This is a genomic window from Thermococcus sp. SY098 (genome assembly GCF_035621495.1).
In the GTDB taxonomy this organism is placed as follows: Archaea; Methanobacteriota_B; Thermococci; order Thermococcales; family Thermococcaceae; genus Thermococcus_B.
Window position 1 is genome coordinate 1701032 of the sequence record NZ_CP141821.1, and the last position, 15960, is coordinate 1716991.

16 protein-coding genes are annotated in these 15960 nt (G+C 41.5%); 13 read left to right on the forward strand and 3 right to left on the reverse strand.

The window, feature by feature from the left end; genetic code table 11:
* Positions 1-35: 35 nt before the first annotated feature.
* On the reverse strand, positions 36-1100 hold the full coding sequence (locus VFC49_RS09495) for a 2,3-butanediol dehydrogenase (RefSeq protein WP_324735365.1): 1065 nt from the start codon (positions 1098-1100) through the stop codon (positions 36-38).
* A 120-nt stretch (positions 1101-1220) separates the two neighbouring features.
* Here VFC49_RS09495 and mobA point away from each other — a divergent pair, with 120 nt between their 5' ends.
* Complete coding sequence (gene mobA / locus VFC49_RS09500; protein WP_324736717.1) at positions 1221-1796, forward strand: molybdenum cofactor guanylyltransferase MobA; 576 nt, start codon at positions 1221-1223, stop codon at positions 1794-1796.
* A gap of 17 nt (positions 1797-1813) precedes the next feature.
* On the opposite strand, the gene VFC49_RS09505 is transcribed toward mobA, so the two are convergent.
* Both VFC49_RS09505 and VFC49_RS09510 read right to left on the reverse strand, forming a co-directional pair.
* A complete protein-coding gene (locus VFC49_RS09505) occupies positions 1814-2737 on the reverse strand; it encodes a GNAT family N-acetyltransferase (RefSeq protein ID WP_324735366.1) in 924 nt (307 codons plus the stop codon).
* 28 nt (positions 2738-2765) lie between these two features.
* Complete coding sequence (locus tag VFC49_RS09510) at positions 2766-3725, reverse strand: tetratricopeptide repeat protein (protein WP_324735367.1); 960 nt, start codon at positions 3723-3725, stop codon at positions 2766-2768.
* Positions 3726-3837: 112 nt separating this feature from the next.
* Between VFC49_RS09510 and VFC49_RS09515 the strand changes: the two genes are divergently transcribed.
* The 12 genes from VFC49_RS09515 to VFC49_RS09570 all read left to right on the forward strand — a co-directional run bounded on the left by VFC49_RS09515 (position 3838) and on the right by VFC49_RS09570 (position 15883).
* On the forward strand, positions 3838-4830 hold the full coding sequence (locus tag VFC49_RS09515) for a hypothetical protein (RefSeq protein ID WP_324735368.1): 993 nt from the start codon (positions 3838-3840) through the stop codon (positions 4828-4830).
* Positions 4827-6179, forward strand: coding sequence for a hypothetical protein (locus VFC49_RS09520; RefSeq protein WP_324735369.1), 1353 nt, complete (start codon positions 4827-4829; stop codon positions 6177-6179). The genes VFC49_RS09515 and VFC49_RS09520 overlap by 4 nt, the downstream gene beginning before the upstream one ends.
* On the forward strand, positions 6176-7435 hold the full coding sequence (locus VFC49_RS09525) for a hypothetical protein (protein ID WP_324735370.1): 1260 nt from the start codon (positions 6176-6178) through the stop codon (positions 7433-7435). Before VFC49_RS09520 ends, VFC49_RS09525 begins: the two co-directional genes overlap by 4 nt.
* Before the next feature lie 31 nt (positions 7436-7466).
* The gene (locus VFC49_RS09530; RefSeq protein ID WP_324735371.1) at positions 7467-8390 is read left to right on the forward strand and encodes a ribonuclease Z; all 924 of its coding nucleotides are present in this window, start codon (positions 7467-7469) and stop codon (positions 8388-8390) included.
* Positions 8368-9033: a TraB domain-containing protein gene (locus tag VFC49_RS09535; protein ID WP_324735372.1), complete on the forward strand. Its 666-nt coding sequence runs from the start codon at positions 8368-8370 to the stop codon at positions 9031-9033. Before VFC49_RS09530 ends, VFC49_RS09535 begins: the two co-directional genes overlap by 23 nt.
* 45 nt (positions 9034-9078) lie before the next feature.
* Positions 9079-9255 (forward strand): zinc ribbon domain-containing protein, encoded by a 177-nt coding sequence (locus VFC49_RS09540; protein ID WP_235507202.1) that lies wholly within the window; start codon positions 9079-9081, stop codon positions 9253-9255.
* A 53-nt stretch (positions 9256-9308) separates the two neighbouring features.
* Complete coding sequence (locus VFC49_RS09545) at positions 9309-9488, forward strand: KH domain-containing protein (protein WP_324735373.1); 180 nt, start codon at positions 9309-9311, stop codon at positions 9486-9488.
* A gap of 2 nt (positions 9489-9490) precedes the next feature.
* Complete coding sequence (locus VFC49_RS09550) at positions 9491-10075, forward strand: site-2 protease family protein (protein ID WP_324735374.1); 585 nt, start codon at positions 9491-9493, stop codon at positions 10073-10075.
* A gap of 78 nt (positions 10076-10153) precedes the next feature.
* Positions 10154-10723: a glucose-6-phosphate isomerase gene (gene pgiA, locus VFC49_RS09555; RefSeq protein WP_324736718.1), complete on the forward strand. Its 570-nt coding sequence runs from the start codon at positions 10154-10156 to the stop codon at positions 10721-10723.
* 51 nt (positions 10724-10774) lie between these two features.
* The gene (locus VFC49_RS09560; RefSeq protein ID WP_420719616.1) at positions 10775-12175 is read left to right on the forward strand and encodes an ADP-specific glucokinase; all 1401 of its coding nucleotides are present in this window, start codon (positions 10775-10777) and stop codon (positions 12173-12175) included.
* A 131-nt stretch (positions 12176-12306) separates the two neighbouring features.
* Complete coding sequence (gene mpgS, locus VFC49_RS09565; protein ID WP_324735375.1) at positions 12307-13491, forward strand: mannosyl-3-phosphoglycerate synthase; 1185 nt, start codon at positions 12307-12309, stop codon at positions 13489-13491.
* Between the two features lie 445 nt (positions 13492-13936).
* The gene (locus tag VFC49_RS09570; protein WP_324735376.1) at positions 13937-15883 is read left to right on the forward strand and encodes an ABC transporter substrate-binding protein; all 1947 of its coding nucleotides are present in this window, start codon (positions 13937-13939) and stop codon (positions 15881-15883) included.
* Positions 15884-15960: the final 77 nt, after the last annotated feature.

Below are 15960 nucleotides of genomic sequence, written 5' to 3' on the forward strand. Positions count from 1 at the left end.
CTATGGGGTATAAAATAAAAGAAAGCTTTAAACCTTTACATTTCAACGGCAAGTATCTTTACATGTTTATCTCTGTTTTTTATGAGCTCCTTGAAGCCTTTCTCTATTATTTCTTCCAGCTTAACCTTTGAGGTTATTAGAGGTTTAACATCAACCCTTTTTGATGCAACTAAAGAGATTCCTCTACAGAAATCATCGGCGCTGTGAGAGACCGATCCAATTATGCTTTTTTCTCCAACTACAAGTCCTTTAGCATCAAAAGATGTCAGACATTTAAAAACTCCCAAAGCAACTGCTTTTCCACCTTTTCTTATGCTTTCCACAGCAATCTTGAATGTTTCATTTAGTCCAACACACTCAAAGCTGACATCAGCTCCAAGTTCTGTCTCTCCTCTTATCTCTTCGATAACCTCTTCAACACTTTTTCCACTTGGATCAATTGTTATATCAGCACCGATCTCCTCTGCCTTCTTTCTCCTTGCTTTGGAAGGCTCTACAACAATTATTTTCCCTGCTCCAGAAGCTTTTGCAACTAAAAGGACGCATAAGCCAATGGGCCCAGCACCAATTATCACTACGCTGTCACCGGGCATCAGCTGAGCCTTTTTAACAGCTCTAACGCCAACTGAGAGCGGTTCAACTAATGCACCCTCTTCAAATGAAACGCTCTCTGGTATTTTGTATGCCTGATATGGCCTGACTAAGGCATATTCGGCAAAACCTCCGTCTTCACTTAGCCCTGTTACTCCAAAGTTTACACATAGGTTTTCCATACCTCTCTTACAGAAGTAGCACTCGCCGCAGTGAATTACTGGAAAGACGGCAACCCTATCACCTACTTCAAAGCCTTTAACTCCTGCTCCAACCTCAACAACTTCTCCAGCAAATTCGTGACCAATGGTGACTGGAGCAGTTTTTCCTGTGAGGGGATGGGGCTCTTTGGTTGGTATAAAAATTGGGCCATTTAGATACTCATTTAAGTCTGTTCCGCAGATGCCGCATGCTTTTATCTTGATTTTAATGAAGCCTGGCTTTATACTTGGCTCTCTAACTTCTTCGAGCCTTAGGTCCCTCTTTCCGTACCATCTAACTGCGAGCATTTTTCTTCACCTAGCGTTCATGAACAAAAATTCATGAATTTAATTCTTTCCCTTTGATTTTTGGAGAAGTGACAACTCAACTTTTTTATACCCCTTGCCATGTATGGGAATGCGAGGAAGATGATAGCGGCAGTACTGGCTGGTGGGAAGTCCCGAAGATTTGGTGAGAATAAGCTACTCTACAAAGTTGATGGAAAGCCCATTGTTATGCACACCATAGAGCGGTTGCTGAAAGCTGAGAATATCGATGATGTAGTAATCGTTACATGTCAAGAAAAAAAGGAAGACTTTGAGGCATTGAGGTTTAGAGTTCTGATTGATGACCTCTTGGTTGGGCCAATTGGTGGCATTTTTGTGGCTCTAAAAGAGGTTGGTGACGCCTTCATTGCGGCTGGAGATTTACCCCTAATAAATCCAAAATTTGTGGACTACATTGTTGAACGCTTTTATAAGAGTAAGTCCTTGGCATGCATCCCGATGTGGGCAAATGGCTATATAGAGCCACTGCATGCTGTCTACTCCAAGGATCTTCTCCCAATTTTAAAAGAGCAGATAGAGAAAGGAGAGTACATGATTCGAAAAGCGATAGAGAAGGCAGATCCTTGTTATATTACGATTGATTACCTTCCTGAAGAATTTAAAGAGAGCTTCTTCAACATAAACACGAAGCATGATTTAAAACGTCTTTTGGGTTAAGCACAGCGGCATGCCAATTATAGTGTCTTCGCAAGGATTACAAATCTGTCAAGGACTTTAGGCTTGAAAGCTTGAATTTTCTCAAGGTCTTTTTCTGAGATTGAAGTCCTAATCTCTCTAAATCCTAACTCTTTTGCTCTGCTTCCGATCTGCAGAACGAGTTCCTCAATGTTGTCTCCCCATGCATATAACGTTGCAATGTCTTTTCCGAAGAAGCTTTCCTCAAGGATATAATAACTCTCCCCAATTTGCCCGCTTTCAAAGTAGAGAAGATCATCTATCCCGGCTATTCTGTCCTTGAATGGTGTGAACCAGTGATGATAAGAGCTCTGAAATTTTCCGAGAATTATTTCTTTGTTTTTGACTTCTTCCCAAGAGAACTCTCGAATGCTAAATTCAGCTTTAGCATCTTTATTTGGAAGCGTTGAAAGATCAATGCTAATGAAGCAACCCCTGTGAAGGATGTCTTTAATTCCAACCTTTTCATAAAACCCCACTGCTTCTTTCTCTGGTGTCACTGTCAAAAGCTCACATTTCTCTTTTCTTGCAAGCTCTTCAGCCGCTTTTACAAGTTCTCGTCCTATTCCCTGTCCTCTAAATTCCCTGTGAACTTCAAGGACGTCTATGTGGGCTATCTTTTTGATTTTCCCATTTATGAGCTCTTCGCTTATGAACAGCTCCAATTCTCCAACAATTCTGCCTTCAATTTCTGCTATCAGCGGAATTTGTCCGTTAAGAAGGAGGTTATTCAAATGAACGGCACATGTTTCAATACTCATCCAAGGTCCGCCATGCAGATACCTTTCTTTGAGGGTTAAATTATCGTAGGAATCTGGTTCTCTTCTCTGTCCATTTTCGTAGTGATGCCATTCCTCTACATCGGAACAGTGAACATCAACGATACCTCTGGTATCTTCAAGCTTGGCGATCCTAATCCTCATCCCATCACCAGTGAAAGTTGAAAAAGAATCAAAGCTCAGCTTCGCCTAAGAATTCGAGTAAATCAAGCAGTCTTCTGTCTTTAACTTTAAGTACTGCCTCACTTACTTCTTCCCTTCCAACCTTGCCATCTTTGAACAGTGCAATTGCTTTAATGCCCTCAAAGAAGTCCTTCAGCTCTGGAACGGCATTGGCGAACATGTCAATGTTGTTGTAAATTATCTCGAATTCATCTTCAATCATGAGCTGCCAGACTACGTCAATCAGTGCGTCAAATGCAATATCAAAGTACTCTCCTTTCTTAGCTTCTACCATAGCATAGAGGCACTCCTGCAGAGCGGCTTCGTAATTGTCTTGCTCTTCAAATATTTCTTCAAATGCCAAGTGAATTTGGGCTTTGAGCTGGGGTTTGTCAAGAACCTTCGGCAAGATTTTGGCTAATTCTGCTTTTGCTGTCGGAATGTCACCTTTCTCAAAGGTTACATATGCCCTGTAAATCTGAATGTGAAGAACATCTTCATATCTTCCGAGCTCTTTCAGGATTTCTTCTGCTTTTTTCATTAGTTCAAGTGCTTTGTCGTACTCCAGTAATTCCTCATGGATAAGTGCCATATTGTAATAAACCTTTGCGATGTTCTCCTTGTTTCCTCTCTCGGTTTCTTCCTCTAACAGTTGCCTGTAAAGATCAAGGGACTTCTCAAGATTTCCAATGAGGAAGTACAAATCTGCAAGATGATATTTAGCCTCGAATGTGTCTTCCTTCTCGGCAAGTTTTTCGAATTCCGATATTTTATCAATTTCAAGGAATTCGAGATAATAGTAAACAACCAACTTGTATAGCTCGGGATTTTTACACTCTAAGGCCAACTTCTCAGCTTTTTCGAGAACCTCTTTTAAGTCCTCTTCGCTGAGCTCATCAACTTTGTAGTACAAAAGGCTTGCAACCTTTTTGCAGTCTTTTTCTTGGATTGCTTTAAGGATCTCCTCCATACATTCACCCCTGATATTTTTGGATCTTTGAATATTTAACCTTATGCACCAAAGCAAAGCTTTTAAGTATTACTCACTATAGTAAAAACAAAAATGCTCAGTGGTGAAGTTTATGAGAAAACTTCCATTAGTCTTAGTAGTTCTGAATCTTTTTTCATCGGCTATGGTCAGTGCCTACAGCTTTAACTTCTCCGTTGACAACTACAAGATAATTGAAAAGCCAACTTTTGCTTGGGCTGATTTTGGCAGTACAACGTTTGAGTGGCACGGTTATGAGTTAAACATAACCGACTATCTCTACTGGGCTGGAATCCTTGTTTCTGTCTCTGGCAACTGCACATTGAAGGATGATGTTAAGATTGTTGATAAAAATGGAAAGAGATTCCATGTAAGTTACGGCACTTCGCCTGCAGAAGGGACTCTGTATATTCCGATTTTTGAAGCGGATTTGTATTTATCTCCCGGTCTCAACAGAGGTCCCTACACATTCAATATAACCTTAAGGGTAGAAAACTGTGAGGTTGTGGTGAAAGACTTCATCTTTGTGACTTCAAAGACTCATCCTAAGGAATCTCCCTTGAAGCTTATTCCTCCCAGCTGGTGCCCGATGAAGGAGCCGAGAATTAGAGCAGTTGAATTTGCAAACAGAACATATTGGAAGGAGTTTGAGCTGAACTTTACGTATATTTATGATGGGGGCTTCTCTGATCTCGTCGTTGGATGGAAAAGCGAGCCCTGCCCGATTCTCAGCCTGTACAATGGCAGTGTGTGCTTGTCAGATGACTACTGTCATTGTAATGAAGCAAAGGCATCGCTTCAGCCGGGGATATATAGAATAGCTTTGGGCTTGAAAGATGGTAATTTGTCGGTTAAAATTTTTAATGACAAACTGGTATTTGAGAAATCTGTGCATATTGGACATCCTATCTATCTGGACTCAATCGGGGATCCATGCTCCGGCAAAATAGTTGGCAATGTTAGCTTTTACGGCATTGAAGGTTCACCTTCAGAGACATTCCATACTCCTGAAGATGATTATGGAGGCTTTGTCTTCGCAGTTGCCGTTGTTATTGCATTGATAATCGCCTTTAGGTGGAAGAGATGAAAAAGAGACTCTTGTCAGTCATGTTTTTGCTCCTCCTGTCGTATCCATTTGGCTCTGCAACTAACCTTACCAATACGTTTGTAACAATAAACACAACTGAACAGGTTATACTCCTCAACCAAACTTCATCAGAGGAGTTTTACATTAGACTTCCCGTAAAAATACCCTACGGATACAGGCTCGAGGGCTTTGATGTGTACTTTAATACTTCCAATGACACCATTATGAGAAAATTCTGGCTTCAATGGGCTGATGGGAATATCTCCATGCCTTCACCCTTTGGCATTCATTGGCTTGGCAACACCACTGCAAAGTTCTCCGTCAGATTTAACGTTGCTCCTGGGTTTTACATAGCCCACTTCAAGCTGAAGTTTCCAGAAAAAGCTGTACCGCTTAAGGTAATTGTCTATACGAAGAAGAATAGGCGGGGATTTTCAAGGAAAATTCACATTGCGTACAAAACTGCCGAAATTCACGGAGTTTATGGATTTGCCCGCTCGAAGTTCAGCTTCACAGCATTTGGAAACCTGCTTGGAATTGAAATTCACAAAGTTGAAAGCAGTGAGGGGAAAAACAATAGAGCTCTGGAAGGAACGTTGGTATATGGTAATGGAAGTGTCAAAGTTTCTGAAGGATACGTATCCTTTAACCCTCCCCTACCCTCTGGAAGATATTTGCTTAGTTTGAGTGCTCCAGCTACTATTAAGGCATACTATGCTATTCCAATAAATGAAACCGTAAATCTTAGCAAGATAAAGTTCACAAGGTATGGAATGCTCTTTGAAGAGCTCAGCTATCCTCCTTGGGACGAGCTTAACTTGACTTTGGATTTCTTCTGGAACGGGAGTGAGCTATTGGTTGCAAAGCTTGGCGTTCCTGCGTATCCATACGTTGCTGAGATTAAGCTTAGCTCTGATGGAGTTCTCTGCATCTCTGGGAAGGGCGAATATTACGGACACATCAATAAGTGTTCAGTACTTGAAGGTTATGGCAAGGGCTTTATAAGACTTGGAATTTTTCTCGTCAGAGATTATGAAGGAAGAAGATACTTGGAAATTGGCGAGATTAAGGTTAATTCGGCTGAAATAATTGGTGAGGATTGGTACTTTCTACCGCTGATAAAAGTTGAGGTAGATTCACCAATTGGCATAAGAATGCTGGGCATCAAAAAAGAGGATTTGGTGAATTTTGAAGTGAATGCTGTAAGAGAGAACAACTATTACATTATCCCATGCACGTGCAGTGATTATGCTCGTTTTGACGATAAGGCAATCCTCATTCTAATAACTGCCTTTCTTCTAATGCCACTTATGATCTATGCACTGCTTGAGAGGAGGCGAACTTCATGAAGCGTTTTAACTCTCTCCTTGCAGAGAGGATGTTCATAATCTCCGTGCTTTTCCTGTTTTTGCTGCCTTCAGCTGCAGCATTTGAGCGCTCAAAGGTTATTGGGGGCAACTTCACAAACCCTCTTCACGCTGAGGTTCCTCCAGAGTACAGAGCAGAGTGGGTTGAGTTCATTTTTTCTTCAAATGAAACATGCAACGCCTCAGCCTTCTACAGGGTTTATCAGTACGGTGAAGTAGTGAAAGAGGGGAGTGCGGAAGTTAGATGGCTTAAAAAAGAAGTCTCAATAAACGTTCCTCTGGAGATTTATGATGAGTTTACAGTTCATTTAGTTCCCAACTTTTCTTGTAATGTAGTCCCAAAACGGTATCTGATGTTTGCTGCGGTTGATTTTAACAGGCTTACTCATCTTGAGGTTAAAACCAAACAAGCCGTTGAAGTTTTGTGGAGCGGCAAAGCCGTTAAGAATGCCCCTTTGAAAATTGATTTCAACATCCCTGGGAATCTTTTGGGAATTGAGGCTAATTTATACGGCTATAAAGGAAAGCTTGTTTATGCAATATTGAGCTGGGATAAAGTAGAGAAGAAATTTACGATTCCTGCGGTAAACGGCAAAATATGGATTCCTGGAGAGAATGTCAGTGGAAGAATTGAATTGATCCTCGATCTGCCCAAAGGTGTCTTTGCATCTTCAACTGCCTACTATTTAACCAAAAGGAAGCCGGTCAATGAGGATCTTCTCAGAAATGAGGAAAACCTGGTAAGATTCGAATATCCACTGGGAGGCATGATTTGGGATGAAGTGTGGTTCAAAGTTGTGTTTACGGTCAATGGAGATGGAGACGTTCTGGTCTTTGATTTTGGCAACACTGAAAATTCAAGGATATCTATAAGCAAGGGTAAGGTTTGCGTCAATCTCTATACGCGGTACAGTGGAAGGAAAAAGGAATGCTGGCCTTTAGGGGGAAGAACCGTTCACTCCATGATCTTTTCATTAAACAGACGGGAGGATGGAACAAGGTATCTTCGGATTAAAGTTGATGATCTTGCCTTTAGCACTGATGTGAACTCTGGAATCAGACTTTGGTATATGGGTGAATCCATAATCTCTTTAAGCTTTGATGCATCTTTACGGAGGAATCCATCATATTACGTTGTTCCCCCAGAGCAGAGAAGGATTGATCTTGCTCTTGGACTTTCCGTTTTGGCATTATCTCTCTCCACAGTGTCTGTTTTCTTGGTTATGAGAAGAAGATAACATTTTTATTCTTCTCTCCCTATTCTAAATCATGCTTGAAGTTATATTTTTGGGAACTGGGGGCATAATGCCGACAAGAGAGAGAAATGTCCCTTCAATAGCTCTGCGTTATAAGGGCGAAATTATACTCTTGGATGTGGGTGAAGGCACTTTAAGACAGCTTAACACCGCTAAGCTCAGTCCAATGAGGATTGAGAAGATTTTCATAACTCACTTTCATGGAGACCACTATCTTGGCTTGATGAGCTTAATCCAGACGATGACCCTATGGAACAGAGAAATGCCCCTCCATATTTATGGACCTAAATACACCTTTGAATTTATACAAAACTATTTGAAGAGCGGCTTTTTTGCTCCAAGCTTCGAAATTCACATCCATGAACTTGGTGAGACGAGGTTAAAATTTGGGGATTATGAAATTTGGAGCTTTAAAGTTGAGCACGGAATTCCAGCTTTGGGATATGTGTTTAAAGAAAAAGACAAGCGTGGAAACTTTAATTTGGAGAAGATTAGAGAGCTTGGTCTAAAGCCCGGCCCATGGATGAAGGAGCTTGAGCTTAAGGGAAAAATTGAGATAAACGGACAGATTATTTATCTTGAAGATGTTACTGGGGAGAGGAGGAAAGGAGTTAAGGTTGTTTACACGGGAGATACAGAACCCTGCAAAAGGATTGAACTTTTTTCAGAGAGAGCGGATTTGCTTATCCATGAAGCGACTTACCTAACAGGAGAAGAGAGAGGAGAAAGCTATCACTCAACTGTAAGTGAAGCTTGTGAAGTGGCAAGGAAGGCTAAAGTTAAGCTTTTGGCTTTGTTTCACAGAGCTCCACGGTACAAATACGATGAATACCTTCAAAAAGCGAAGCAGCTGTGCAACCATAAGTTTATAGTGCCAAAAGATTTTGATAAGATAAGCTTCAAGGGTGAAAGCTATGAGTTATCTTCGATACGTTAAAGTCATTGGAACGATGCATGTCTCTCCAGAAAGCAGAGAGAGAGTTAGGAGAGTAATATTGGAACAAAAACCGCATGCAATAGCTATAGAGCTTGATAGAAGGAGATTCTATGCGATACAAAATCCTCAAAAGATGACATTTAATGATGCAGTTAAGTATGGGAGGAAAGGGATCATCCAGTATATCCTCACAAAAATTGAGGAAAAGCTGGGAGAGGAATTTGGTATGAGCCCTGGCGGAGAGATGAGAGAGGCAATAAATCTGGCTGGACTTTTAGGAATCCCCTTATATCTCATAGACGAGGACATAAACACTATAACAATGAAGATCCTCAAAGCACCTTTTAGGGAAAAGCTTTTACTCCTTTTGGAAGGCTTGGCGGTTTTCATCCCTCTACCGCTTAAACGAGAGCAAACAGATGTCATTATGGATTTTAAAATCATGATGAATCAGTTTAGAAGAAGGTATCCGTATCTGTATCGGGTTCTCCTTGAGGAAAGGAACGAGATAATGGCAAGGAATTTAATAGCCATTGTGGACAGCTTAAAAGCAAAAGGGGTTAAAAAACCTAAAGTTATTGCAGTTGTGGGTTTGGGGCATAAGAGAGGGGTTGAAAGAATACTTAATTCTCACAAGGTATAAAAACTCTTTTATATCCCCCAAGACGACATATCCTCGGTGGTACTGGTGGAGAGACAGCATCTAAAATGCCCACTATGCGGGGGTACAGATTTTCAGGTTGAGGAGGGTAAGCTTGACAGCAAGTGGGGGTTTACGGCTCACAAAGTTAAGATAGTCATCTGCAAGAACTGCGGTTATGTGATGATGTTCTACAAAGGGAGAACCATCTGGGACTTTGATTAAAACAAGCGTTAAGGTTTATATTTGAACACTTTAATGTACTCTGGGGATGGGATATGATAGACCGCTTAAGGCAGATGCTCCGGGTTGAGGTAATAGATGTTGAATACTCCGGAGACAGGATTATAGTGTATGTTCCGAAGGATCAGGTTAGAATTGCCGTGGGTACGGGAGGTTCTGCTGTAAAAGCTGCAGAGCTTGTCTTAGGAAAAAAGATTGAAATCAGGGGGAGATAGTTTTGATTAAAGATTTTAAAAAGCAGGAGCTTGAGGACTTAGTAATCTCGTATATAGTCCTGCTGATTCTGTTTTCAAACTTCGAGATAAAAAACATGCCATATGTAGCTTTGGCTGTTTTAACGGCTTTTGTTTTCCATGAACTGGCTCACAGACAGGTTGCGAAGAAATATGGCTATATAGCGTTCTACAAGCGATGGGACACTGGAATTGTAATAGCTCTCCTGCTCGGTATAGCGGGGAAGATAATATTCGGTCATGCGATATTTTTTGCCGCATTAGGAGCTGTTTACATCTATGCCCCTTACCAGTACTGGGAAGATAAGGAAGCAGAGGGGTGGATAAGCCTATCTGGGCCCTTAACAAACATAATAGTTGGAATAGTTGCTCTAATTTTGCTGAAGACATTATCGCTTCCGCTTCATGCACTGGTATCTTTATTCTACACTGCCATAGTGAACTTCTGGATAGCGTTCTTCAATCTTTTGCCGTTTCCACCTCTCGATGGCTACAAAGTCCTCAAGTGGAACGCTGGCTATTGGGCTGTTGCAATTGGGGTAGCGTATGTTCTAAGGTCTCTGGTCTGATTCTTTTAACACCTTTAGTGATACATGGGGGAAAAGTTAAAATACTTGCTGCATTAGGCTATATTAGGGGTGATGCTGATGTACAAAGAGCCATTTGGTGTCAAACTTGATTTTGAAACGGGAATAATTGAAAATGCCAAAAAGCTGGTGAGAAAGCTGAGCGACATGAAGGGGTATTTCCTTGATGAGCAGGCATGGAAGGAGCTTGTAGAAAAGGAAGACCCTGTTGTCTATGAGGTCTATGCTGTTGAGCAGGAGGAGAAAGATGGAGACTTGAACTTTGCAACAACTGTTCTCTATCCAGGAAAGGTTGGAAAGGAATTCTTCTTCACAAAGGGCCACTATCATGCAAAGGCGGATAGGGCGGAAATATACTTCGCATTGAGAGGAAAAGGTGGCATGCTCTTGCAGACACCGGAGGGAGATGCAAAGTTTATTGAAATGAAGCCTGGGACAATAGTTTACGTTCCACCCTACTGGGCTCACAGGACAGTCAATACGGGAGATGAACCCTTCATATTCTTGGCTGTCTACCCAGCTGATGCTGGTCACGACTACGGAACGATAAAGGAGAAGGGCTTTTCAAAGATAGTCGTTGAGGAAGATGGGAAAGTAGTCGTTAAAGACAATCCAAAGTGGAAGGAGTGAATTGTCCGATTACTTGTTTTTAATTTTGGATATATACTTGAGGTGATTTCAATGAAAGAAAGCCTAAAGGAGAAAATTAGGCTCTGGAAAAGTCTTTATGTTAACGCGTTTGAGAACGCAACAAACGCACTGCCGAGAGTTAGGGGGGTTCTCTTGGCTTACAACACCAACATTGATGCAATAAAATATCTTGACAAAGAAGACCTTGAAGAGAGAATTGAGAAAGTTGGAAAAAAGAGAGTTTTTGAGCTGATGGAGAGCCCTTCTGAGAAAGTCACTTCCCTTGAAGAGCTTTTCGCTGGAATTTTAAGGAGCATTAAGCTTGGAAAGGCTATGGAATGGTTTGTCGAAGACAGAGGCGTGCGCAATTATTTGAGGGAGTGGGGCTGGGATGAGCTCAGAATTGGTGGACAAGCGGGGATAATGGCAAATCTGCTGGGTGGTGTCTACAGGATTCCAACTATAGTTCATGTTCCCCAGAATCCAAAGCTCCAGGCTGAGTTGTTTGTTGATGGCCCAATTTATGTTCCAGTTTTTGATGGAGAATTTAAGCTCGTTCATCCTAAAGAAGCTGTGAAAGAAAACGAGGAGGAACTTATTCACTACATCTTCGAATTTCCAAGGGGATTCCATGTTTTTGACATAGTTGCTCCAAGGGAAAACAGGTTCATAGCAAATGCTGACGATTACAATGCTAAGGTGTATATAAGGGATGAATTCAAGGAGCACTTCAATAAAATTGTTAAGAATGTTGATCTGGCAATAATAAGCGGTCTGCAAGTTTTAAAAGAATCCTACGAAGACGGGACTACATACAGGGATGTGCTTAATGAAGTTGAAGCTCAGCTTGATATGCTCAACAAGAGAAATGTGAAAAGTCATTTTGAATTTGCCTACACTGCAAATAAGAAAGTCAGAGAGGCTCTAATTAATTTGCTGCCAAAGTTCACGAGTGTTGGGCTGAATGAAGTTGAACTGGCATCTTTGATGGAGATAATTGGCGATGAGGAGCTTGCAAGAGAAGTGCTTGAGGGCAACGTGTTCTCGGTTATAGATGCGATGCACCTCCTCATGGATGAAACTGGAATTCAGAGAATCCACTTCCATACCTATGGCTATTACGTTGCATTGACCCAATACAGGGGTGAGGAAGTCAGGGATGCCCTGTTATTTGCCGCATTGGCTGCTGCGGCTAAGGCAATGTATGGTAGTATAGAAAATTTGAGCCAGATTAGGGATGCTTTAAGTGTGCCCACAAATGAAAGGGCTTTCCTCACTGAAGAGGAGCTTGAGAAGGAGTTTGGTGAAGTCGAAAATGGGATAATCGACATGACTGACAGACAGTTAGCATTTATACCAACGAAAATAGTTGCATCACCTAAGAGCACTGTTGGAATCGGGGATACAATCTCAAGCTCAGCCTTTGTGAGTGAATTTGCAATGAAGCGCTGATCTTTTCTTCTTTTGATAAATTTTATATACGCCAATTTACTAATAATTCATGGAGTTTCATTTAAGGACTTGGTGCTCCTTAGTGATTTTCAAAGGTTTAACCTTCATTCTAATCATCCGGAGGTGATAATATGCTTTTAGAGGCTCCCGTTTACAAGGAAATATTTGGAGCTGTTAAGATTTATGAATTGCAAAAGTTGCTCAAAATGGACACCGAGACAGAGGAAGTGCCTATGTTCACAGTCACAAACATCCCAAGGGAGGATATATATCGTACACTGGGAGAAATGGCGGTTGTTGTTCCAATGAAAAACGAAAAGTTGCACTTGATTGATGGTGTTTTAAAGGCAATACCCCATAAATGTCCTATAATCATAGTCTCAAACAGCAAGAGAGAAGGTCCTAACAGGTACAGACAGGAGGTTGACTTGGTTAGGCATTTCTACAATCTGACTCATTCAAGGATTATCATGGTTCATCAAAAGGACAGTGGAATATCTAAGGCATTTGAAAAAGTTGGCTACACTGCAATACTTGACGAGAACGGAAACGTTAGGAGTGGTAAAGGTGAAGGTATGGTCATTGGAATCCTGCTTGCAAAGGCTATTGGTGCAAAATATGTAGGATTTGTTGATGCAGACAACTACATCCCAGGGGCTGTCAACGAGTACGTTAAAGACTATGCTGCTGGCTTTCTCATGAGCGAGAGTGAATATACGATGGTTCGCCTTCACTGGAGGCACAAGCCCAAAGTTACAAAGGGCAGCTTGTACTTCAAGAAATGGGGAAGGGTTAGTGAGATAACAAACCGCTATCTCAATCAGCTCATAAGCGAGCAGACGGCGTTTGAAACCACGATAATGGTAACTGGAAATGCTGGAGAGCATGCAATGACCATGAAGCTTGCTGAGATAATGCCGTTCTCAACTGGCTACTCCATAGAGCCATATGAGATAGTTTACCTTCTTGAAAGGTTTGGCAAATGGGAGGGAGTGGAAGAGTACCAAGATGTTTTTGATCAGGGAGTAGAGATATTTCAGATTGAGACCCTCAATCCGCACTTCCATGAAGACAAGGGGCAGAGGCATGTGAAGGAAATGATTTTGATGTCTTTGGCGACGATTTATCACTCGAGCTTGGCTTCAGATGGACTCAGGAAAAAGATACTTGAAGACCTAAGAATGCACAATATAATCGGGGAAAACGAAGAGCCGCCAAAGCCAACTGTGATGCCTCCAGTGAAGGATGTTGATGTCAAAAAATGGATGAAAATTGTCGAAAATCATTCTGAAACACTGCTCAAGCTTGGCTTGTGAGATCTTACCTCACTTTTTATTATGTAGCACTTTAACATCTTTGTAAACTACAACCACTGTTTTGAGTTTAGATTTTATGTGGATTATCATGAAATAAATCAATTTCTCGGGTTTTATCTGCTGTAGGGAGATAGGAATAAGTACAAAGGCGTAGAGGTTATGCGTAGATGAAATATTACAGGTAAATGACATTGTACAACTGAGTTTTTACATTGGGAAACTTTAAATTTTAAAGAAAATGTTTATATATTTCTTTCTTTTTAAACTTTCTGGAACATCATTCAAGAGTTGCATAAACTCCAACATTGCATTAGCACATGGATCTTGTTGTTGTTTGGATATCCGAGGCATTAGAATCCATATAACGACAAAAAGGGCACAGAACGGCGATATATTGGAGGAAATTGTGGAGATTTTAAAACTCTGTGGCTGGAGGTGAAAATGCATGGCCGGACGTAAATATGTATTGGCGGCCATCTTAATGGTTTTGGTAGTCCTTTCGGCAACAACTGCAACTCTGCCACTTGTAAAGGCTGAACAGAAAAAGGAAGTAGTTCTCTACACCCATGGCTGGTGGCAGCCATATCCAAGAAACAGGTACAATCCATTTGCCCCAAGACACATAGGATTAACTGGTCTTGTTAAGGAGCGTTTGGCATTCTGGGACAAGCTGAACAACAAATATGAACCCTGGCTTGCTGAAAGCTGGGAATTCAAAGAGAACGAAAAGAAGGTGATAATTCACCTGAGAAAGAACGTTTATTGGCATGATGGACAGAAGTTCACTGCCAAGGATGTGTGGACCACCTTAATGCTCTATAAGCTGTTCAATAGGCCCATTTGGAAGTACATAAGCGATGTGAAGGTAATAGATGATTACACGGTAGAATATGATGTGAAAGAATGGAGCTATTTGCTTCCATACTACCTGCTATACAGAGACGCAGAGATTGTTGCGCCATACCACATCTATGGAAAGTTTGCTGAGCAAGTGGCTAAAGCACAGAGTGAAAGTGAATTAAACAACATAAGAACTGAACTGATAAAATTCGAACCAAAAACTGTTCTTGGTACAGGTCCATTCAAGTTTGAAAAGATCACAACCAGTGAAGTTGTTTTAGTTAAATTTGACAAGTACTGGAATGCTGACAAAATACACATAGATAAGATAGTTCTGCCATATATAACTGCAAACGAGGTTGGTTGGCTCTACTACCGCTCTGGACAGCTTGATTATGATGTATTCATGATGCCACCAGCAGTCTATAATGAAATTAAAAAGCTTCCATTTGCTGAGGTTACCAAGGTCTATGATCTCTCAGGATTCGCTATTGTGTACAACTTCAAGAACCCATATCTGAGGGATCTCAGAGTAAGAGAAGCCATAGCATATGTTATTGACAAGCAGAAGGTTGCTCAAGCCGCTGGTGGTTCTGCCTTTGAACCTGTTGACTATCCAACTGGAATCCTTAAGGTTGTTGAGGACAAGTGGATCGGGGACATAAAGAGTTACTTGAACCCATACAACACCAACCCATCAAAAGCTGAAGAGTTGTTAAAGGAAGCAGGATTCACCAAAAAGAACGGAAAGTGGTATACACCTGATGGGAAAGTATTCAAGCTGAGCTTTGTAGTTCCAGGTGGATGGACTGACTGGGTTGCAGCCGCTAAGGAAATAACCGATGAACTCAAGAACTTTGGAATAGATGTAGAGCTTAGAACCCCCGAGTCTTCAAGCTACTGGAGTGAGGACTGGTATCTTGGCGGGAACTACGACCTTGCATTCGACTTCTTCGGTGCTTGGATGACATACCCATGGGCAGCATTTAACAGGATATTCATTGAAGTTAACGACAGACCCAAATCCCAGATCCAGGGACAGGACTTTGAGAAATTCTTCGAGAATGTTAAGCTTGGAGGACCGTTTAGCGGAACGGTAAATGCAATGCAGCTGACAGAAAAGCTGGCTGTAATCTGGGATCCAAAAGAGCAGAAGGATACTGCCCAAAAACTTGCATGGATTGTTAACCACTACTTGCCAATATTCCCAATTGCTGAAAAGCAACTTATGATATATTACAACGTTCAGCACTTCAAGTGGCCAGACCCGAAGACTCACTTCAACCTTTGGCAAGCTGCTGCAGGTGGGCACCAGGAGGCACTTGGCTGGATGATCATCAATGGCTATGTGCAGCCCAATCCATCATACTGGGAGGCTACAACATCCACTCCAACTCCGACAACAGTCGTTAAAACAGAAACACAAGTCAAGACGGAAACAGTTACAAAGACAGCAACTGCCACAGGAACTTCAACCAGCGCCAAGACATGTGGACCTGCAGTGCTTGTTGCTCTGGCAATAATTCCGTTGCTCATGAGAAGGAGGAGGTAGCATTCTCTTTTGTTTAATTTTATTTTTTGAGCTTCCTTTTGAGCAGATTTAAATATATCAACATAGTTAAATCCTCC

Bases quoted from the DNA above. Each gene is read 5' to 3' on its own strand.
- VFC49_RS09495 (WP_324735365.1), bottom strand. From the start codon at position 1,100: ATGCTCGCAGTTAGATGGTACGGAAAGAGGGACCTAAGGCTCGAAGAA.
- mobA (WP_324736717.1), top strand. From the start codon at position 1,221: ATGATAGCGGCAGTACTGGCTGGTGGGAAGTCCCGAAGATTTGGTGAG.
- VFC49_RS09505 (WP_324735366.1), bottom strand. From the start codon at position 2,737: ATGAGGATTAGGATCGCCAAGCTTGAAGATACCAGAGGTATCGTTGAT.
- VFC49_RS09510 (WP_324735367.1), bottom strand. From the start codon at position 3,725: ATGGAGGAGATCCTTAAAGCAATCCAAGAAAAAGACTGCAAAAAGGTT.
- VFC49_RS09515 (WP_324735368.1), top strand. From the start codon at position 3,838: ATGAGAAAACTTCCATTAGTCTTAGTAGTTCTGAATCTTTTTTCATCG.
- VFC49_RS09520 (WP_324735369.1), top strand. From the start codon at position 4,827: ATGAAAAAGAGACTCTTGTCAGTCATGTTTTTGCTCCTCCTGTCGTAT.
- VFC49_RS09525 (WP_324735370.1), top strand. From the start codon at position 6,176: ATGAAGCGTTTTAACTCTCTCCTTGCAGAGAGGATGTTCATAATCTCC.
- VFC49_RS09530 (WP_324735371.1), top strand. From the start codon at position 7,467: ATGCTTGAAGTTATATTTTTGGGAACTGGGGGCATAATGCCGACAAGA.
- VFC49_RS09535 (WP_324735372.1), top strand. From the start codon at position 8,368: ATGAGTTATCTTCGATACGTTAAAGTCATTGGAACGATGCATGTCTCT.
- VFC49_RS09545 (WP_324735373.1), top strand. From the start codon at position 9,309: ATGATAGACCGCTTAAGGCAGATGCTCCGGGTTGAGGTAATAGATGTT.
- pgiA (WP_324736718.1), top strand. From the start codon at position 10,154: ATGTACAAAGAGCCATTTGGTGTCAAACTTGATTTTGAAACGGGAATA.
- VFC49_RS09560 (WP_420719616.1), top strand. From the start codon at position 10,775: ATGAAAGAAAGCCTAAAGGAGAAAATTAGGCTCTGGAAAAGTCTTTAT.
- mpgS (WP_324735375.1), top strand. From the start codon at position 12,307: ATGCTTTTAGAGGCTCCCGTTTACAAGGAAATATTTGGAGCTGTTAAG.
- VFC49_RS09570 (WP_324735376.1), top strand. From the start codon at position 13,937: ATGGCCGGACGTAAATATGTATTGGCGGCCATCTTAATGGTTTTGGTA.